At 71.6% G+C, this 16,478-nt stretch carries 21 protein-coding genes and 1 riboswitch; of the genes, 4 read left to right on the top strand and 17 right to left on the bottom strand.

All coding sequences use genetic code 11. The features are described 5' to 3' along the window. The first annotated feature begins 1 nt into the window (after position 1). Positions 2-72, top strand: a riboswitch (Fluoride riboswitch). A gap of 111 nt (positions 73-183) precedes the next feature. Next, the gene (gene crcB, locus AB3X10_RS11705) at positions 184-603 is read left to right on the top strand and encodes a fluoride efflux transporter CrcB (protein WP_369975170.1); all 420 of its coding nucleotides are present in this window, start codon (positions 184-186) and stop codon (positions 601-603) included. A 30-nt stretch (positions 604-633) separates the two neighbouring features. Here the strand turns inward: crcB and AB3X10_RS11700 are convergent, their stop codons facing one another. Genes AB3X10_RS11700 through AB3X10_RS11690 form a run of 3 tightly spaced genes read right to left on the bottom strand, consistent with a single transcriptional unit; the run spans position 634 to position 2,932 of the window. After that, entirely contained in the window at positions 634-966 is a 333-nt protein-coding gene (locus AB3X10_RS11700) for a DUF3325 domain-containing protein (protein WP_369975169.1), read from the bottom strand. Further along, positions 963-2,585 (bottom strand): PepSY-associated TM helix domain-containing protein, encoded by a 1,623-nt coding sequence (locus tag AB3X10_RS11695; RefSeq protein WP_369975167.1) that lies wholly within the window; start codon positions 2,583-2,585, stop codon positions 963-965. Before AB3X10_RS11695 ends, AB3X10_RS11700 begins: the two co-directional genes overlap by 4 nt. Continuing rightward, positions 2,582-2,932: a DUF3649 domain-containing protein gene (locus AB3X10_RS11690; protein ID WP_369975166.1), complete on the bottom strand. Its 351-nt coding sequence runs from the start codon at positions 2,930-2,932 to the stop codon at positions 2,582-2,584. The genes AB3X10_RS11695 and AB3X10_RS11690 overlap by 4 nt, the downstream gene beginning before the upstream one ends. A 539-nt stretch (positions 2,933-3,471) precedes the next feature. Here AB3X10_RS11690 and AB3X10_RS11685 point away from each other — a divergent pair. Continuing rightward, positions 3,472-3,831, top strand: coding sequence for a response regulator (locus tag AB3X10_RS11685; RefSeq protein ID WP_369975164.1), 360 nt, complete (start codon positions 3,472-3,474; stop codon positions 3,829-3,831). Positions 3,832-3,876: 45 nt separating this feature from the next. Here the strand turns inward: AB3X10_RS11685 and AB3X10_RS11680 are convergent, their stop codons facing one another. From AB3X10_RS11680 to AB3X10_RS11615, 14 genes are all read right to left on the bottom strand, one after another. Then, positions 3,877-4,527, bottom strand: a complete 651-nt coding sequence (locus AB3X10_RS11680) for a tetratricopeptide repeat protein (RefSeq protein WP_369975163.1) — start codon at positions 4,525-4,527, stop codon at positions 3,877-3,879. Further along, positions 4,521-4,997, bottom strand: coding sequence for a cytochrome c-type biogenesis protein (locus AB3X10_RS11675; RefSeq protein WP_369975162.1), 477 nt, complete (start codon positions 4,995-4,997; stop codon positions 4,521-4,523). The genes AB3X10_RS11680 and AB3X10_RS11675 overlap by 7 nt, the downstream gene beginning before the upstream one ends. After that, the gene (locus tag AB3X10_RS11670) at positions 4,994-5,536 is read right to left on the bottom strand and encodes a DsbE family thiol:disulfide interchange protein (protein ID WP_369975160.1); all 543 of its coding nucleotides are present in this window, start codon (positions 5,534-5,536) and stop codon (positions 4,994-4,996) included. Before AB3X10_RS11670 ends, AB3X10_RS11675 begins: the two co-directional genes overlap by 4 nt. After that, entirely contained in the window at positions 5,533-7,512 is a 1,980-nt protein-coding gene (locus tag AB3X10_RS11665; protein WP_369975159.1) for a heme lyase CcmF/NrfE family subunit, read from the bottom strand. The genes AB3X10_RS11670 and AB3X10_RS11665 overlap by 4 nt, the downstream gene beginning before the upstream one ends. Before the next feature lie 58 nt (positions 7,513-7,570). After that, positions 7,571-8,041 carry a cytochrome c maturation protein CcmE gene (ccmE, locus tag AB3X10_RS11660; protein WP_369975158.1) on the bottom strand — a complete coding sequence of 157 codons (471 nt, stop codon included), beginning with the start codon at positions 8,039-8,041 and terminating at the stop codon, positions 7,571-7,573. After that, positions 8,025-8,240: a heme exporter protein CcmD gene (gene ccmD, locus AB3X10_RS11655; protein ID WP_369975156.1), complete on the bottom strand. Its 216-nt coding sequence runs from the start codon at positions 8,238-8,240 to the stop codon at positions 8,025-8,027. The genes ccmE and ccmD overlap by 17 nt, the downstream gene beginning before the upstream one ends. Further along, the gene (locus AB3X10_RS11650) at positions 8,237-9,037 is read right to left on the bottom strand and encodes a heme ABC transporter permease (RefSeq protein ID WP_369975155.1); all 801 of its coding nucleotides are present in this window, start codon (positions 9,035-9,037) and stop codon (positions 8,237-8,239) included. Before AB3X10_RS11650 ends, ccmD begins: the two co-directional genes overlap by 4 nt. 11 nt (positions 9,038-9,048) lie before the next feature. After that, positions 9,049-10,380, bottom strand: coding sequence for a S8 family serine peptidase (locus tag AB3X10_RS11645; protein ID WP_369975154.1), 1,332 nt, complete (start codon positions 10,378-10,380; stop codon positions 9,049-9,051). Then, positions 10,377-11,015, bottom strand: coding sequence for a zf-HC2 domain-containing protein (locus AB3X10_RS11640; RefSeq protein WP_369975153.1), 639 nt, complete (start codon positions 11,013-11,015; stop codon positions 10,377-10,379). Before AB3X10_RS11640 ends, AB3X10_RS11645 begins: the two co-directional genes overlap by 4 nt. Next, positions 11,012-11,599, bottom strand: coding sequence for an RNA polymerase sigma factor (locus tag AB3X10_RS11635; protein ID WP_145708342.1), 588 nt, complete (start codon positions 11,597-11,599; stop codon positions 11,012-11,014). The genes AB3X10_RS11640 and AB3X10_RS11635 overlap by 4 nt, the downstream gene beginning before the upstream one ends. A gap of 64 nt (positions 11,600-11,663) precedes the next feature. Next, complete coding sequence (locus tag AB3X10_RS11630; RefSeq protein ID WP_369975152.1) at positions 11,664-12,422, bottom strand: hypothetical protein; 759 nt, start codon at positions 12,420-12,422, stop codon at positions 11,664-11,666. Positions 12,423-12,678: 256 nt separating this feature from the next. Beyond that, entirely contained in the window at positions 12,679-13,077 is a 399-nt protein-coding gene (locus tag AB3X10_RS11625; protein ID WP_369975151.1) for a c-type cytochrome, read from the bottom strand. A gap of 29 nt (positions 13,078-13,106) precedes the next feature. Then, positions 13,107-14,468: a cytochrome C gene (locus tag AB3X10_RS11620; protein WP_369975150.1), complete on the bottom strand. Its 1,362-nt coding sequence runs from the start codon at positions 14,466-14,468 to the stop codon at positions 13,107-13,109. A gap of 59 nt (positions 14,469-14,527) precedes the next feature. After that, positions 14,528-15,037, bottom strand: a complete 510-nt coding sequence (locus tag AB3X10_RS11615) for a cytochrome b (RefSeq protein ID WP_369981792.1) — start codon at positions 15,035-15,037, stop codon at positions 14,528-14,530. A gap of 348 nt (positions 15,038-15,385) precedes the next feature. On the opposite strand from AB3X10_RS11615, the gene AB3X10_RS11610 reads away from it, so the two are divergent. Together AB3X10_RS11610 and AB3X10_RS11605 are read left to right on the top strand one after the other, a co-directional pair. Next, a complete protein-coding gene (locus AB3X10_RS11610; RefSeq protein WP_369975148.1) occupies positions 15,386-15,802 on the top strand; it encodes a sugar 3,4-ketoisomerase in 417 nt (138 codons plus the stop codon). 4 nt (positions 15,803-15,806) lie between these two features. After that, on the top strand, positions 15,807-16,472 hold the full coding sequence (locus tag AB3X10_RS11605) for an acetyltransferase (protein WP_369975147.1): 666 nt from the start codon (positions 15,807-15,809) through the stop codon (positions 16,470-16,472). Positions 16,473-16,478 lie beyond the last annotated feature (6 nt).

Raw genomic sequence — 16,478 nt, 5'->3', positions numbered from 1 at the left:
TCGGCGGCAAGGAGATGGCATTCCTCCTCGAACCGCCCGCAGCACCTGCGCGCTGATGATGCCTGCCCAACCCCCGCCGGGGCGGCAGGCCTGCGCCCCGGCATCGCCCTTTCAGGAGACCACGATGCCGACATCCGTTTTCGCCTTTTCATGCCGTACCGCCGCCGCGTCCCGGAGCGGCGCATGAACGTCGCCCTGTGGTGGCAGCAGTTGCTGCTGGCGATGGCCGGCGGCGCGCTCGGCTCCGGGTTGCGCTTCGCCGTCGGCAGCGCGCTGCTGCAGCGCTACGGCGCCGGCTTTCCGTGGGGCACGCTGGCGGTGAACCTGGCCGGCGCCTTCGTCGGCGGCTTCCTGATGGTCTGGATCGAAGGCAAGGGCGCCAGCGCGCCGTACTGGCGGGCGCTGCTGATCGTCGGCCTGATCGGCGGGCTGACCACGTTCTCCTCGCTGATGATGGAAAGCCTGGTGTTCCTGCGCGGCGGGCGCGGCGGCATGGTGCCGCTGTACCTGGCGATCACCCTGGCCGCGGGCTTGCTGCTGGTGTTCGCCGGCGCCCGCGTGGCGACGGAACTGCGTGCGCCGGTGGCCAGCGCCGGCGAATGAGCGCACCGGTTCGGCGCGCCGGGGGCCGTCTCAGGACAGCAGCGCGGCGGCCAGGCCCAGCGGCGGTGCGGCCAGCGCCAGCGGCACGATGGCGCGCGGCCGGTACGGCAGCAGTCCGTAGGTCAGCAGCGCGGCGCTGGCGCTGAGCGTGCCCAGCCACAGCACCGGCCCGATGCTCCAGCCCAGCGCGGCCACGCAGCAGGCGAACGCCGCGGCCAGCAGCAGCCAGCCGGCGATGCGCAGCTGGCGCATCCGCGCCGGCGCGGCGCGCTGCGCGCCATACAGCTCCAGCTGATGCTTCTCCATCGCCAGGCACAGCGCGACGAAGCCGGAGAAGGCCAGGCCCAGGCCGAGCAGGTTCATGGCGCCTCCAGTGCCGCAGCCGGGACCGGCTGCGCCGACGCCGCGCGTTCGCGGGCGCGGCGTTCGGCCGCCGACAGCAGCGGCTGCCAGCGCTGCATGCGCCGCGCGGCGACCGCCAGCACGCAGCCCAGCCCGAGGCAGACCAGGTCCACGCCGGCCAGCGCCCAGTCGCCGGCGGGGAGGCTGTTGCCCAGATGCGCGTCGGTGGTCAATGCGTTGAGCAACGGCAGCAGTGCGAACAGGGCCGCGCCCAGGTACAGCTGCCAGGCCCACATCGCACGCCTGGGCCAGACGAAGGCGGCCAGCAGCGCGCTCGCCCAGGCCAGGAAGAACACGGCCGCTTCCTGATCCGGGCGCTCGGCCGCATGCAGCGGCAGCAGCCGGTTGCCCCAGAAATAGGCGGCGAAGGTGATCGGCAACCCGGCCACTGCGCCGATGTTCAGCGCGTCGACCAGGCGCAGGCCGACGCCGATCCTGCCGGCCTTGGCGTGCTTGGGCCGTTCCTTGACCGCCCACAGGATCACCCCGCTGGCCACCATCAGGCAGCCGAGCAGGCCGGAACCGAAGAACAGCCAGCGCAGGCCGGACCCGGCGAAGTGCGCCAGGTGCAGGCCGTACAGCGTGCTGCGGGTCTGCGCGGCGGCGCCGGCGCGGCCGCTGCGCGCCAGGATCTCGCCGCTGCCGGCGTCCAGCAGCAACGACGGCGGGTCGTAGGCCAGGCGCCGGCCCTCGCCCTGGCGGATCTCGATCACCGCGGCGGCGTCGCCCGGGTTGTACAGCGAGAACCCGGCGATCGGCGCCTGCGCGCCCCATTCGGCCCGCGCCACGTCCAGCAGGCGCGCGATCGGCAGGCGTTGGCCCGGCTGGCCGCTGGCCTCGCGGGTGTTTTCCGGCTGCTGGAACGCTTCGGCGTAGAACGCGGCTTCGGCATCCGGATAGGCGACCTTGATGCCCCACGGCAGGTACATCAGCATCAGCGTGACCAGCCCGGTGTAGGTGATCATCGCGTGGTAGGGCAGGGCCAGCACCGCGCTGACGTTGTGGAAGTCCAGCCACGAGCGCTGGCCCTTGGCCGGGCGGAAGGTGAAGAAGTCCTTGAAGATCTTCTTGTGGGTGATGACCCCGCTGATGATCGCCACCAGCATGAACATCGCGCAGAAGCCGACGATGTAGCGCGCCCACATGACCGGGATGTAGTGCAGGTCGAAGTGCAGGCGATAGAAGAAGTCGCCGCCGCGGGTGTCGCGCGCGCTGCTGGCCTGGCCGCTGAGCGGGTCCAGCAAGGCGTCGCCGAACATCTGCTTGCGGCTCTGCTTGCTGCCGTCGGCTGGCGGCGGATTGCGCCAGAACAGCTGGGTGAACGAGGAGCGTGCGCCCGGCAGCGACACCGTCCATTGCGGCGACTGCGGCGCTTGCCGCTCCAGCAACGCGACCGCGCGCGCGGCCACGGCGTCCGTGCCCAGCTGCGCGCGCGGCAGTTCCGGGCGCATCCAGCGGCTGATCTCGTTGCGGAAATAGCTGGCGGTGCCGGCCATGAAGATCAGCAGCAGCACCCAGCCGACCAGCAGGCCGGTCCAGGTATGCAGCCAGGCCATCGATTGGCGGAAGCCCTGCTTCATGGCGCGTGCTGCTGCAGCCAGGCGATGGCCAGGGCCATCGGCATCAGCAAGGCGAGGATGCCGAGCCAGGCGCGGGTGGCGCTGCGCGCGGCGAAGACCCACAACGCGGTGCAGGCGCAGACCAGGATGCCCAGCATCATGCCGCTCAGCACCGCCTGCGCGCGCAGCGACGGCCACAGCAGCGGCAGCAGCGCGGATGTGGCCGCGGCCAGCGCATAGCCGCCGAGGATCGCCGCCAGGCTGCGCGACAGCACGCCCAGCCAGGGCGGCAAGGGCCGGCGCGGTGCGGCGGCGGGCGTGTCTGCGGCGCGGGGATCGCGCAAGGGCGCTGGCGGAACTGGATGCATGGAAGCCCGTCGGGAAAAGGCACCGGCTTGGCATCAGGCTAGGCGGAGCGTGGCGGCAGCGAGGCATGCCGAACGCGTTAATGATACGCATTCCTATCTTTGCCGCGCAACGCCTGGCGTGACTGGCGGTCGCGGGCGCCGCTGCGGGGACACATGGTCTGCAAAGCCTGAGGCGACCGATTTGACGGCGACTCAAGGCGCCGTGGACCTGCCATGCAGGGCGGGACGAAATGGCCGCACCAGGCCCACCGGGCAGAACCTGGCCGCTCGGCTTGCGCCGCATCGGCTTCGCTTCGCGCTTCGGCGGGAGCGCGTGCTTGCGGCGCGTCGCTCCGGATCTCACGGCGCAATCGCGCAGCCTGGGCGCAGGCCCAACGCTCAGTCGATCGCATCCAGCTCACCCCGGCAGTCCAGCCAGTCGCAGGCGCCGCACCAGGCCGATGCCGTCGCTTGTGGCAACATGCGGCGGGCATCCACGTTGCAGTCCCGCGCCGGATGCGCGAGCGGCGGATGCGGCAAGGACTGCGGAGACGCGATAGATGAAGATCCTGATCGTCGATGATTACCGCACGATGCGGCGTGTCATCCAGAACCTGTTGACCCGGCTCGGCTACGACGACGTGGCCGAGGCCGCCGACGGCGCGTCGGCGCTGGCTGCGCTGCGTGCGGACAAAGTCGGCCTGGTCCTGTGCGACTGGAACATGCAACCGATGACCGGCTTGCAGGTGCTGCGCGAAATCCGCAAGGACCGTGCGATCGCCGGCACGCGGTTCATCATGGTCATTGCCGACGACAGGCGCGACGACATCACCGCGCTCAAGGAGGCGGGGGCGGACGGCTACATCGTCAAGCCCTTCAATGCCGAGTCGCTGCAGAACAAGATCAGGGCCGTGCTCTGACCGGTTTTCGGCGAAGCGCCGGCTGAGACCGTCGCGGCTTCGCGTTCAGCGCGTCGCGGCGGGCGCTGGCGCTGCGGCCATCGCCTCGGCGGCGGCGATCTTCTGCGCCACCGCCTCGCGCAGCGGGGATGCGTCGGGCAGCAGGCCCTGCAGGCGCCGCCAGTGCGCCGCGGCGTTGGCGTAACGGTGCTGCTGGAACTCGCCGATCCCCAGCATCCACAGGGCGCGCTGGTTGTCCGGCTGCTGCGCGAGGATGCGTTCGAGCATGCCGTGCGCGGCCGCGCCGACGGCGAAGTCGCGCTGCTGCGCCATGTCCGCCTCGACCCAGCCGAGCATCGCCTCGCTGTCGTCCGGGGCGATCCGCAACGCCTGCGCGTAGGCGTCGCGCGCGTCGGCGCTGCGTTTGGCCTGTGCGGCGGCCACCGCCTGGTCCATCCATCGCTGCAGCGCCCGCTGCGTCGCGTCCGGGTCGGACGCGGGCGCGGCTTGCACGGGGACGCCGGCAAGCGCGGCGGGATCGCCGACCAGCAGATACAGGCCGGCGCTCGCCAGCGGCAGGGTCGCGGCCACCAGTACCGCGGCGGCGCGGCGCAGCATGCGGGCGCCGGGCCGCCGGCGCAGCAGCGGCCGCAGCAAGGCGCCCAAGGCGATGCCGACCATTCCCGTGGCGGCAATGCAGAAGCCGGCCGTCACCATTGTTCTTCCGTCTCCGTCTCCGCGGGCGCGCCAGCCCGGCGCCGCTGCCGCAGCGTGGCCACGACCATGGCCGCACCGCCGAGCAGGAACAGCAGCGGACCGAACCACAGCAGCCAGGTGCCGGGCGCGAGCGGCGGGTCGTAGAGCACGAACCGGGAATAGCGATCGACCATGTACTGCTTGATCTGCGCGTCGCTGCGGCCGGCCTGCAGCTGCGCGAACACCTGATGGCGCAGGTCGCGCGCCAGCGTGGCATTGGAGTCGGCCAGGTTCTCGTTCTGGCAGACCAGGCAGCGCAACTGCGCGGTCAGGCGCTGGAAGCGCAGCTCCTGTTGCCGGTCCTGGAACGGCAGCGGGTCCACCGCCTGCGCCGCCGCCGGCAGCGCGGGAACGAGCAGCAGCCACGCCAGCAGCAGCCACGGCCTGCGCCGCTGCCGGCTGCGCCAGCCACCTGGAGCCGGCCCGCTCATCGCGGCGCTGCGCCCAGCGCGGCGATCGCCGGACGCAGTTCGTCGGCGATCACCGCGGGGGTCAGCACGCCGACGTGCTTGTAGCGGATCACGCCCTGGGCATCGATCAGGAAGGTTTCCGGGGCGCCGTAGACGCCGAAGTCGATCGCGCGCTGTCCATCCTGGTCGACCACCACCAGCGCGTACGGATTGCCGCGCTGCGCCAGCCAGGCGCGGGCGTCGCGCGGGTCGTCCTTGTAGGCGTAGCCGACCAGGGCGACGCCGAGGTCGCCGGCGTGCGCCAGCAGCACCGGGTGTTCCTCGCCGCAGGCCAGGCACCAGCTGCCGAACACGTTGAGCAGGTAGGGGCGGCCGCGCAGCTCGGCGCTGCCGGTGTGCTGTTCGGGCTGGTCCAGGCGCGGCAGCGAGAACGCCGGCGCCGGTTTGCCGATCAGCGGCGAGGGCACCTCGCGCGGGTCATGCGCGCGGCTCCAGTGGATGCCGAAGCCGAACAGCGCGGCCAGCAGCAGGAAGCCGAACAGCGGCAGCAGCCGGCTCATGCCGATGCCACCGATGGGGCGGGCGCGGCAAGGCCTGGGCCGTGCGCGACCGCCGCGTGCGGCGCACGCAGGCGCCGTGCGCAGGCGCTGACGAAGCCGCCGAGCATCATCAACAGGCCGCCCAGCCAGATCCAGCGGATGAAGGGCTTGTAGTACAGGCGCAGGGTCCAGGCGTTCTCGATGTGCTGGTCGTCGAGCGGCTCGCCCAGTGCGACGTACAGGTCGCGGGTCGCACCGGCGTCGATCGCCGCCTCGGTCTGGATCCGTTCGCTGGAGTACAGGCGCTTCTGCGGATGCAGCACCGCCACCGCCGCGCCGTCGCGGCTCACCGTCAGCGTGCCTTGCTCGGCCTTCCAGTTGGGGCCGTCGAGCATGCGCACGCCGTCGAAGCGGAACGCGTAACCGCCGATGGTCGCGCTTTGCCCCGGCGCCAGGCGCACGTCGCGCTCGACCGACAGGCTGTCCGACAGCAGCACCCCGGCCACGAACACCGCCACGCCGGCGTGCGCCAGCAGCATGCCGGCCAGCTCCGCCGGGAAGCGGCGGCCGCGCGGCGCTTCGCGCCAGCGCTTGTACGCGTACAGCGCGGTGCCGACGCCGATCCAGGCCGCGGCGGCGACGCCGGCCACCGCGCGTGCCGTGCCGTCGGTCAGCCCCCATGCGACCAGCGCGCAGGCCAGCGCGGCCAGGCCGGCACGTGCGGCCACCGCCTGCAGCGCGCCGGCGTCGGTGCGGCCCCAGCGCAGATACGGGCCGAACGGCAGCAGCAGCACCACCGGCAACATCAACAGCGGGAACAGCAGGCCGAAGTAGGGCGGACCGACCGAGACCTTGCCCAGCTGCAGTGCATCGCCGAGCAGCGGGAACAGCGTGCCCAGCAGCACCATCGCCGCGGCCACGGTCAGCATCAGGTTGCCGACCAGGATCGCGGTTTCCCGCGACAGGGCGGCGAACGGCTTGCCGGCGGCCAGCCGCGGCGCGCGCAGCGCGTACAGCAGCAGCGCGCCGCCGACCGCCACGATCAGGAAGCCGAGGATGTACAGGCCGCGGCGCGGGTCGGCGGCGAAGGCGTGCACCGAGGTCAGCACGCCCGAGCGCACCAGGAAGGTGCCGAGCAGCGACAGCGAGAACGCCAGGATCGACAGCAGCAAGGTCCAGGCGCCCAGCGCGCCGCGTTTTTCGGTGACCGCCTGGGTGTGGATCAGCGCCGCGCCGACCAGCCAGGGCATGAAGCTGGCGTTCTCCACCGGATCCCAGAACCACCAGCCGCCCCAGCCCAGTTCGGCGTAGGCCCACCAGCTGCCGGCGACGATGCCGGCGGTCAGGAAGCCCCAGGCGACGTTGGTCCATGGCCGTGCCCAGCGTACCCAGGCCTGCTGCTGTTCGCCGCCGAGCAGGGCGGCCACGGCGAAGGCGAAGGCGACCGAGAAGCCGACGTAGCCGGTGTAGAGCACCGGCGGGTGCAACACCATGCCGGGGTCCTGCAGCACCGGGTTGAGTTCGTTGCCGTCCAGCGGCATCGGCGACAGCCGCGCGAACGGGTTGGAGGTGAACAGCACGAAGGCCAGGAACCCGGCCGCGACCAGGCCGAGCACGCCGAGCACGCGCGCGGCGAACGCCTCCGGCAGCTGCGCGCTGGTGCGCGCCAGCAGCACCGTCCACAGGTTGAGGATGGCGATCCACAGCAGCAGCGAGCCTTCGTGCGCGCCCCATACCGCGGCCAGCCGGTAATGCCAGGGCTGCGCCAGGTTGGCGTTGGCGGCCACGTAGCGCACCGAGAAATCCAGGCGCAGCAGCGCATAGGCGAGCAGGGCGAAGGCCAGCCAGGCGAACAGCGCCTGCGCGTAGGCGGCCGGCCGCGCCACCGCCATCAGCGCGCGATCGCCGCGCCAGGCGCCGAGCAGCGGCAGCACGCCCTGCGCCAGCGCCAGCAGCAGGGCCAGGATCAGCGCGAGCTGGGCCAGTTCGGGGATCATCGCGGCGGCAGCGCCGATGGCGGCCGGTGCAGGGCGGCGCGCGGGTACGGCATGCGGCTCACGGCGTCGCCGACCTGGAGACGGTCGCGGCGGCGGCCGTGCGGGCGTGGTGGGCCTGCGCCATCGCGTCCTTCAGCTCCTGCGGCATGTAGGTCTCGTCGTGCTTGGCCAGCACCTCGGTGGCGACGAACTCGGCACCGCGCAGCGAACCGGTGGCGATCACCGCCTGGTTGTCGCGGAACAGGTCGGGCAGGATGCCGCTGTAGGCGACCGCGGTGGCGCCGGCCTTGTCGATCACGGTGAACTCCACCCGCAGCGAATCGGCGCTGCGCCGGATCGAGCCGGCCTTGACCATGCCGCCGAGGCGGAACACGCGGTAGCCGTCGGCCTGGCCGGCCTGCACCTGGCTGGGGGTGAACAGGTAACTGATGTTGTGCTGCAGGGCCAGCACGAACAGGCCGGTGGCGAGCGCGGCGGCGCCCAGCAGCAGCAACACCAGCAGCAGGCGGCGCTTACGGGTGGGGTTCATCGGCGCTACCGGGCAAGCGGGAAGAGGCGCCGCGCTGGCGCCGCGCCTGTTCGCGCAGCAACTGCGCGCGCGTGTCGGCGAGCAGGCGGCGCTGCCGCCAGCGCGGCAGCAGCGTGTCCAGCAGCAACACCAGCAGGAACAGCGCATAGGCGGTCCACACGTAGGCCGCGTAGCCGCCCATCGCCCAGAAGCCGCTCATGCCGCGCGCTCCGCCGCCACGCGCGCATCCGGCAGCGGCGCCGGCGCGTGTGCGGCCAGTGCGATCGCGCGCACCCAGCCCTTGCCGCGCTCCAGCGCCAGCAGGTCGCTGCGCATGCGCCCGAGCAGGCTGGCCAGGTAGTAGCACTTGCTGGCCAGCACCGCGGTCAGCAGCGGCCACAGCATCGCCAGCGGCATCTTCGACGGGCCCAGCACGCGCACCGTGGAGCCCTGGTGCAGGGTGTTCCACCAGACCACGGAGAAATGCACGATCGGCAGGTTGATCAGCCCGACCAGCGCCAGCAGCGCGGCGGCGCGCGCGCCCTGGCGCGGATCCTCGATCGCGCGGTACAGGCCGATCACGCCCAGGTACAGGAACAGCAGCACCAGTTCCGAGGTCAGCCGCGCGTCCCAGGTCCACCAGGTGCCCCACATCGGCTTGCCCCACAGCGAGCCGGTGCACAGGGTGATGAAGGTGAACGCCGCGCCGATCGAGGCGGAGGCCATGCATGCCACTTCCGCCAGCTTCAATCGCCAGACCAGGGCGACGAAGCCGGCCGCGCCCATCGCGGCATAGACGAACAGGCTCATCCAGGCGCTGGGCACGTGGATGAAGATGATCCGGTAGGCGTCGTGTTGCTGGTAGTCCGGTGGCGCCAGCACCAGGCCGCCGTAGAACGCCACCGCGCCGAGCAGCAGCGCCGCGCCCAGCGCCCACGGGCGCACCGCGCCGGCGACGCGGTAGAACGTCGGCGGCGAGCCGAGCCGGTGCAGCCACTGCGGAATCCACTTGCCCATGGCCGCGACGCTCAGCGCGAGGTGGTGGCGGTGCGCGGCAGCGCCTGCACCGCGGCGGCGGCATCGACCTGCAACAGGCCGTCGCGTTGCCGGCTGGTCCGCTGCAGCAGCTCGTGCACGCTGCGCGCGTCCAGCTGCGGCGCCAGCGACAGCAGCAGCGCGACCACGCCGCTGACGTGGGCGGTGGCCATCGACGAGCCGGAGGTGAAGTCGTAGCCGCCGTTGGGCTGGGTGGTGAGGATGTCCTCGCCCGGCGCGCTGAGCACGCCTGGCGGCGACGGCGTGGCGCTGCTGCTCCTGACCACGATCACGCCCGGGGTGCCGTCGGGAAAGCCGTCCAGGCGGCCGTCCGGCGGCATCGCCGCGACCACGATGCGGCCCTGCCGCAGCAACTGCTCGAGCAGCTTGCGCAGCAGCGGATCGGCCGGGCCGCCCAGGCTCAGGTTGACGATGCGCGTGCGGGTGTCGCCGATCGCGACCAGCGCCTTGGCCAGGGTGAAGGAGTTGCAGCCGGCGCCGGCGCCGGCGCGCTGCGGATACCAGCAGGCCTTGTACACGTCGAGCATGGCCTTGGGCGCCATGCCGACGATGCCCAGGTGGTTGTTGCTGCCGGCGGCGATGATGCCGGCGACTTCGGTGCCGTGGTGATCGCGGTTGAACGCGGCCGGGTCGGCGGCGACCAGGTCGCGCACGTCGCGCAGGCGGCCCTGCAGGTCCGGGTGCGCGGTGTCCACGCCGGTATCGACGATCGCCACGCCCACGCCCTGGCCCTGGCTCAGCACCTGCGCGGTGGCCGCGTTGGTCGCCGCGAAGCCACGCTGCATGTCCACGTAGGGATCGTTGTAGCGCAGCGCCTGCGCGGGTTTGGCCGGCGGCGCCGGGTCGGCGTAGGTGGCGAAGTCCTGCAGCGGCTGCGACAGGGCCACGCGCTCGTCCTTGGCCAGCGCCGCGAGCAGCGCGTCGCGCTCCACGCCCGGCGCCGGTTCCAGTACCACGCAGTACAGGCCCAGCGGCTTGATCGGCCAGCCGGTGACCTGGCGCAGGCCGTAGCGGCGGGTCAGCGCGTCCAGCGTGTCCGCGGCCTGGGTGCCGGCGCCGTAGTACCGGGACGAGGCATAGCCGATCAGGTTGGAACCGGCGTGGCGGCCCGGCGCGGCCATCGGGTTGGCCACCGCGAGCACGATCTGGCGCTGGCTGTCCAAGGCCGGCGAGGCGTCGGCGGTCGGCGTCCTCGCGCTTGCCGCGGCCGTGGCGGCAGGCGCATCGACCGCGTTGCGCGCGCCATGGGCGCAGGCGCCGAGCGCCAGGCAGGCCAGGAGCAGGCAGGCGCGAGACAGGCTCATGGTGCGGAAATCGGCTCCGCCAGGCGGATGCCGGGCGTCGCACGCAGCTGCTGCACGCTGCGCTGCGGCTGCCCCGGCGAGCCGGCCTGGACCGGCACCACGGTGTAGGCGCCGGCGCCGTTGGGGCCGCCGACCACGCGCAGCTGCAGCTTGCGCAGCACCGCGTCCCACTCGGCCAGGGTCATGTGCGCATCCGGCACCACGCGGATCGCGTCGGCCGCCAGCGGCTGCGCGGTGTCGCTGAGGGTGCGGTAGGCCACGGCCTGGTCGCTGGCGGACAGCCTGACCCCGAGCACGCCCAGCCCGACCGCCTGCACCAGCGCCGCGGCGACCAGCGCCCGCGTGGTCCAGCTGGCGCGGGCGCGCGCCGGCAGCCGCTGCGGCTCGGGCGCGTCGAGGCGGCCGAGCAGGCGTTGCAGCCCGGCCTCGGCATCCACCGGCACGTCGCTGGGCAGCGACATCGCCAGGCGCAGCCGGCTCTGCTGGGCGAACTCGGCGCTGCAGAAGCTGCACTTGGCCAGGTGCGCGATCAGCCAGTCGTGCTGTTCGTCCGTGGCGCTGGCCTGCAGCACCCACGGCATCAGTTCCCAGGCATGCGAGCACTCGTTGCCCGGCTCGTTGAAGCCTGTCTTCATGACACGCTCTCCGTCAGAGGGGAGGCGCCGCCGGCCAATCCCGGCAGCACGTTGCGCAGCTTGACCCGCGCATGGAACAGCCGCGCCTTGATGGTGCCCACCGGGCACTGCATGATCGCCGCGACTTCTTCCAGCTTGTGGCCCAGGCCGTAGACCAGCTCGACCACCAGGCGCTGGTCGGCCGACAGCCGCTCCAGGCCCTTGCCGAGCCAGTCGCGCAGCTCGCGGTCCTCGTCCGGGTCGGCGGCGGAGGAGAAATGCTCTTCGGCGGTCACCCCGTCCTCGATCGCCTCGTCGCTGTGGTGGCGGATCGCCTTGAGTCCGCAGCGGTAGGCGATGCCCATGATCCAGGTCGAGACCTGCGAGTCGCCGCGGAAATCGCCGGCCTTCTGCCAGGCGATCCAGAAGCAGTCGTTGATCGCCTCCTCGATGATGTCCGGGCGCCGGGTCAGCCGCGACAGGAACCGGCACAGGCGCCCGTGGTAGTTGCGGTACAGGGTCGCCAGCGCGTCGCGGTCGCCGCCGGCCATGCGCCGGAGCAGCATGCGGTCGGTGGCATCGCCGAGTGGATCGGTGTCGGTCATGGTGGGCAGGTCTGGCAACGGGCACCGGTATGTGCCGGGTCGGCACGGAAAGGTTGCGGTCGGGTCAGAAGGCGCGCGACAACGTGACCACCCACGGCCAGATCCCGCCGCCGCGGCTGGCGTAGATGCTGCGCGCGTCGCTGAACACGCGGTCGATCTCCACGTTCCAGGCGCCGGCATTCCACATCAGCCCGGCGTGGCCGTAGCTGTAGTGATCGGCGTAATCGTCCAGGCCGTACAGGGCCGCCGGCGCCTGGCTGATGCCGACCCCGGCCGACAGCGACAGGTGCCCAGGCAGCGGCTGGTGCACGGTGAGGTCGGCGGCGCCGTACCAGCGGCCGCGGTAGCTGTCGGGCAGCTCGAACGCGGCCAGCGACACGCTCAGCCGGTCCCGGTACGACCAGCCGATGCTGGCCTCGTTGCGGTTGAACAGGCGGTTGATGCGGTTGCCGGGGTAGTCGTAGCGCAGCAGCCCGACCTGCATCTGCCAGCTGTCGGACAGGGTCCAACTGCGCGACAGTTCGACCGTGGTCAGCAGTTGCTGGCCCGGCGCGTCCAGCGCCGTGCTGGCGGAGGCGCCCAGCGACCAGCCCGGCGCGGGCAGCCAGTAGCCGGCGACCTGCAGCGACGGGGTGTCGGCGGTGACGGCGATGCCGCGATCGACCAGTTGCGAACTGAGCCCGACCGCGCCGCCGAACTTGGCCGCCAGCGCCGTGCCCGGCAGGCACAGCGCCACGGCCAGCGCCAGCGCGCCGCGTCGGCGTCGCGCGGCGCCCTGCGCCAGGTGACCCGCGGCCGTGGTCATGCCGGTCAGGAGGCCCACGCCTGGCGACGCCAGCGGCCGCCGCCCAGGGCGATCGGGGACAGGGAGCCGGCGGCGGAAGGGCGGTTGTGCACGGTCGCTCGATGGTCGCGGGTCGGATCGCAAGGGGCGCTCGGGGGCTGCACGGCGGCAACGCCGCAGGGCCCGCCCCGTGGCGGGCCGCCATTATCGGCATTGCCGCCTGGCGGCGACACGGCGCACCCCCGGCCCCGGACGCTGGGTTCAGTTTCGACTATGCCGGGGTCGGGTGCCGACTTCAATGCAGGGTATTGAGATAGGCGATGAGGTCCTCGAGCTGCTTGCTGTCGTCGAGCCCGTCGTACTTCATGTTGGCGCCGGGAATGCCCTTGGACGCAGGCTGCGCCAGGTAGCTGCGCAGCTTGTCGTCGCTCCAGGTCCACTGGGTCTTCTTCATCGCGTCGGAATAGCGGTAGTCCGGCACGCTGCCGGCGCTGCGCCCGACCACGCCGAACAGGGTCGGGCCCTTCTTGTTCTTGCCCGGCGCCGCGCTATGGCATTCGGCGCATTCGGTGGCGAACACGCCGGCGCCGGGCAGGCCGCCGCCGGCATGCGCGGCCGGGGCGAGGGCGACGCCGAACGGCAGCAGGCCGGCCATCAGGGTGCACCACAGGGGAAATGGGTTGGCTGGTTTCATGACGATCCGTGCGTGGGGGAAAAGCGGGTTCAGAAGGCGAGGCTCAGCGCCAGCGAGAACTGGTTCAGGTCGTGCGGACGGGTGACCGGCAGCGCGCCGAACACATTGCCGGTGGTGCCGTTGAACTTGCTGAAACGGAACCAGGTCGCGGACAGGCGCAGGTTGGCGATCGAGGTGAACGAGTCGTCCTTGCCGAACGGCGCCCAGGAGGCGCTGATCAGGTTGCTGGTGGTGTCGGGCGTGCCGTACGGGCTGTAGCGGAACGGGTCGGCCGAACCGGTATTGATGAAGTGCGCCAGCAGCAGGCCGTAGCTCTGCTTGTAGGTGTAGCTGAGATTGATCGACTGGTCGCGGATGCTGCCGCGGCGCAGCCCGGCCACGCTGGGGTCGGCCGGGTCGATCGCCGCGCTGCCGTAGCGGCGGCGCTCGTAGATGTTGAGGTAGCCGAGCTTGAGGATGTGCTCGCGGGTGCCGAGGAACTGGTAGTTCAGGTCGTAGCCCAGGTCGGTGAAGTCGTCGCGCGGGCCGGTGCTGCGCGGCAGCTGGCGGCGCGTGCTCAGCGCGACCACGCCGGCGGAGAAGAACTGCTTCTTCATGTCCTTCATGTAGCTCAGGCGCAGGTAGCCGGTGTCGCTGAGCTTGCCCGGGTCGCCGCCGACCGCGTAGCCGAGGTCGTCCTGGGTGGAGACCGGCAGCGCGTTGTAGGTGCCGATCTCGCCGTACCAGTTGCGGTCGTAGACGCCGTAGACGCTGGTGCCGATCACCCGGTTGGACAGCGAGGACTGGTTGAGCAGGGTGGTGGAGCCGGCGTAGGCCGAGGCCGGCCCCAGGCCGGAGGCATTGGGCAGCACCCCGATCGGATCCTGGCTGCCCGGATTGTTGTTGACGCTGACCCCGAGCAGCGCGTCCTTGCCGCCGAGCTTGAAGGTCTTGGCGACGAAGCGCAGGTCCACGTTGTCCAGCTTGGTGGTGAACTTGTCCTTGCCGTTGTTGGTGCTGGAGACCTTGATGTAGCCGCCGACGTTGTCGCTGACCCGGCCGGCCAGGTACAGGTCGGCCTCGCTGAGCTGGTTGTTGGTCTTGCCGCGCACCGGCACGCTGCGGGTGCCGGTGAGCTGCGCCGAGGCGGGGATCTTGGTGCCGTTGCCGTCGCTGTCGGTGTAGCCGTTGAGCTTGAAGCGCATGCCGTACGGGGTCAGCGCCGGGCCGTAGGCGCCGATGTGGCAGTCCGCGCAGGAGGAGCCGGTCTGCCGCGCGAACGCCGGCACCGCCGCGGCGCGCGGACTGGCCAGCAGCAACAGCGAGCCGAGCGTGGACCACAGCAGGACCTGGTCGGCACCACGCAGCCTGCCGGCGCGGAAGAAGGAAGAAGGAGACGGTGCGGTCTGCATGCGGTTGGTCCTTGAACGGGTCGGCGCGATGGCGGACGAGGGAAGGGCGGAGGCGCGGCTCAGCCGCGGCGGAAGCGCAGCATTCGCCGCAGCAGGTCGTCGCGGCGCACGAAGTGGTGCCACAGCGCGGCGCCGATATGCAGCACGATCAATCCGAGCAGCGCCCAGGCGGCATACACGTGCCAGGCGCCGAGCGTGTCGGCGAGATCCGGATCGGGGGCGACCAGCTCCGGCAGCGTGGCGGCGAACAGATGCACCGGCTTGCCCATGGACTGACTCAGCGCCCAGCCCAGCACCGGCAGGGTCAGCAGCAGCGCGTACATCGCCACGTGGGTGAGTCCGGCGAGCGCGCGCAGCAGCGGCGAGGGCGCGTCGGGGTCGTGGCGTTTGCCCAGGCGCAGGCGCAACGCCACGCGCAGGAAGAACAGGCCGAGCACGAACAGGCCGAAGTGCCGATGTCCCTCCAGCAACCACTGGCGCACGGCGCGGCCGTCGACTTCTTCGCGCAGCAGGATCAACCCCGCCGCCAGCACCAGGCACAGCACGGTGAGCCAGTGCAGCCACACCATCGGCCGCGGCAGCGTGGCGTCGGCGGAGCTGCGCGGCGGATGCGCGGGCGCCTCGGAGCGAGTGGTGCCGTCGTCGGCCTGGGTGGAGGAAGTCATGGTGGCGTGCCCTGTCCAGATGGTGGCGATGGAATGCGCGCTGCCGGTCGCGGCGTCGTGCTGCGCCACTGCCGGTCGGCGTAACGCCGGCACAGTGGTGGTCGCAGATGGGTGCCGGGCGCGCGGCAAAAGGTTGCGTGGGGGTTGCGGCGGATCGCGCCGCTGCGCTGCCGGCAACCTGGCGCAACCTTTCCGCGGCCCGGCGGCACTCAGCCTGGTAACTCCGCGTCGGAGTCCGTGTCGGGCACACTCATGGCAATCGAACGAATCCAGTTGCGTACGCACGGCGACGAACGCGGCTTGCTGGTCGCCCTGGAACAGCAGCGCGATGTGCCGTTCGACATCCGCCGCGTCTACTACCTGTTCGCGACCAAGAACGGCGTGCACCGCGGGCAGCACGCGCACCGCCATCTCAACCAGCTGGCCGTGGCCCTGCATGGTTCGGTGTCGTTCCTGCTCGACGACGGCAGCGGGCCGCTGCAGGTGGTGCTGGACGATCCCTGCCAGGGCCTGCTGCTCGGCAGCATGGTGTGGCGCGACCTGTACGATTTCAGCGCCGACTGCGTGCTGATGGTGCTGGCCGACCAGGCCTACGATCCGGCCGACTACATCCTCGACTACGACGAGTTCCTGCGCGAAACGGCCGGCGTGCGCCGGCAGGAGGCGTAGGCGCATGGCACGGCCCCTGGTGATCATCGGCGCGGGCGAACTGGCGCAGATCGCCTGCGAGTACTTCAGCCACGACAGCGACTACGAGGTACTGGCGTTCAGCGCCGAACGCGACTACATCGCCGCGCCGACCCTGGCCGAGCGGCCGGTGGTGGCGTACGAAGACCTGGAACGGCTGTACCCGCCAGGCGAGGTCGAGGCGTTCGTGGCGATTCCCGCCAGCGGCCTCAACCGCCTGCGCACGCGGTTCTTCCTCGACGCCAAGCGCCGCGGCTATCGCCTGGCCAGCTACGTCAGTTCGCGCGCCTTCGTCTGGCGCAATGCGCAGCTGGGCGAGAACTGCTTCGTGTTCGAAGGCAACGTGGTGCAGCCGTTCACCCGCATCGGCGACAACTGCATCCTGTGGAGCGGCAACCACGTCGGCCACCGCACGGTGATCCACGACCACGTGTTCGTCGCCTCGCATGCGGTGATTTCCGGTTACTGCGAGATCGGCCAGGGCAGTTTCATCGGGGTCAATGCCACCTTCAGCGACGGGGTCAAGGTCGCCGCGGACAACGTGATCGGCGCCGGCGCGCTGGTCACCCGCGACACCGAGCCGGGCCGGGTCTACGTCGGTTCCCCGGCGCGGGCGGTGGCGGGCAGGTCCAGCTTCGACGTGACCCTCTGAGACGCG

It is taken from the genome of Xanthomonas sp. DAR 80977, assembly GCF_041240605.1.
Taxonomy (GTDB): Bacteria; Pseudomonadota; Gammaproteobacteria; order Xanthomonadales; family Xanthomonadaceae; genus Xanthomonas_A; species Xanthomonas_A bundabergensis.
This window is presented reverse-complemented; position numbering and strand designations above follow the sequence as displayed.

Excerpts from the sequence above, each read along its gene's own strand:
- AB3X10_RS11650 (WP_369975155.1), bottom strand. The coding sequence starts at position 9,037 with ATGGGCAAGTGGATTCCGCAGTGGCTGCACCGGCTCGGCTCGCCGCCG.
- AB3X10_RS11685 (WP_369975164.1), top strand. The coding sequence starts at position 3,472 with ATGAAGATCCTGATCGTCGATGATTACCGCACGATGCGGCGTGTCATC.
- AB3X10_RS11680 (WP_369975163.1), bottom strand. The coding sequence starts at position 4,527 with ATGGTGACGGCCGGCTTCTGCATTGCCGCCACGGGAATGGTCGGCATC.
- AB3X10_RS11670 (WP_369975160.1), bottom strand. The coding sequence starts at position 5,536 with ATGAGCCGGCTGCTGCCGCTGTTCGGCTTCCTGCTGCTGGCCGCGCTG.
- AB3X10_RS11700 (WP_369975169.1), bottom strand. The coding sequence starts at position 966 with ATGAACCTGCTCGGCCTGGGCCTGGCCTTCTCCGGCTTCGTCGCGCTG.
- AB3X10_RS11610 (WP_369975148.1), top strand. The coding sequence starts at position 15,386 with ATGGCAATCGAACGAATCCAGTTGCGTACGCACGGCGACGAACGCGGC.
- AB3X10_RS11635 (WP_145708342.1), bottom strand. The coding sequence starts at position 11,599 with ATGACCGACACCGATCCACTCGGCGATGCCACCGACCGCATGCTGCTC.
- AB3X10_RS11690 (WP_369975166.1), bottom strand. The coding sequence starts at position 2,932 with ATGCATCCAGTTCCGCCAGCGCCCTTGCGCGATCCCCGCGCCGCAGAC.
- AB3X10_RS11625 (WP_369975151.1), bottom strand. The coding sequence starts at position 13,077 with ATGAAACCAGCCAACCCATTTCCCCTGTGGTGCACCCTGATGGCCGGC.
- AB3X10_RS11665 (WP_369975159.1), bottom strand. The coding sequence starts at position 7,512 with ATGATCCCCGAACTGGCCCAGCTCGCGCTGATCCTGGCCCTGCTGCTG.
- AB3X10_RS11620 (WP_369975150.1), bottom strand. The coding sequence starts at position 14,468 with ATGCAGACCGCACCGTCTCCTTCTTCCTTCTTCCGCGCCGGCAGGCTG.
- AB3X10_RS11640 (WP_369975153.1), bottom strand. The coding sequence starts at position 11,015 with ATGAAGACAGGCTTCAACGAGCCGGGCAACGAGTGCTCGCATGCCTGG.
- AB3X10_RS11605 (WP_369975147.1), top strand. The coding sequence starts at position 15,807 with ATGGCACGGCCCCTGGTGATCATCGGCGCGGGCGAACTGGCGCAGATC.
- crcB (WP_369975170.1), top strand. The coding sequence starts at position 184 with ATGAACGTCGCCCTGTGGTGGCAGCAGTTGCTGCTGGCGATGGCCGGC.
- AB3X10_RS11645 (WP_369975154.1), bottom strand. The coding sequence starts at position 10,380 with ATGAGCCTGTCTCGCGCCTGCCTGCTCCTGGCCTGCCTGGCGCTCGGC.
- AB3X10_RS11615 (WP_369981792.1), bottom strand. The coding sequence starts at position 15,037 with ATGGTGTGGCTGCACTGGCTCACCGTGCTGTGCCTGGTGCTGGCGGCG.
- ccmE (WP_369975158.1), bottom strand. The coding sequence starts at position 8,041 with ATGAACCCCACCCGTAAGCGCCGCCTGCTGCTGGTGTTGCTGCTGCTG.
- AB3X10_RS11675 (WP_369975162.1), bottom strand. The coding sequence starts at position 4,997 with ATGAGCGGGCCGGCTCCAGGTGGCTGGCGCAGCCGGCAGCGGCGCAGG.
- AB3X10_RS11695 (WP_369975167.1), bottom strand. The coding sequence starts at position 2,585 with ATGAAGCAGGGCTTCCGCCAATCGATGGCCTGGCTGCATACCTGGACC.
- ccmD (WP_369975156.1), bottom strand. The coding sequence starts at position 8,240 with ATGAGCGGCTTCTGGGCGATGGGCGGCTACGCGGCCTACGTGTGGACC.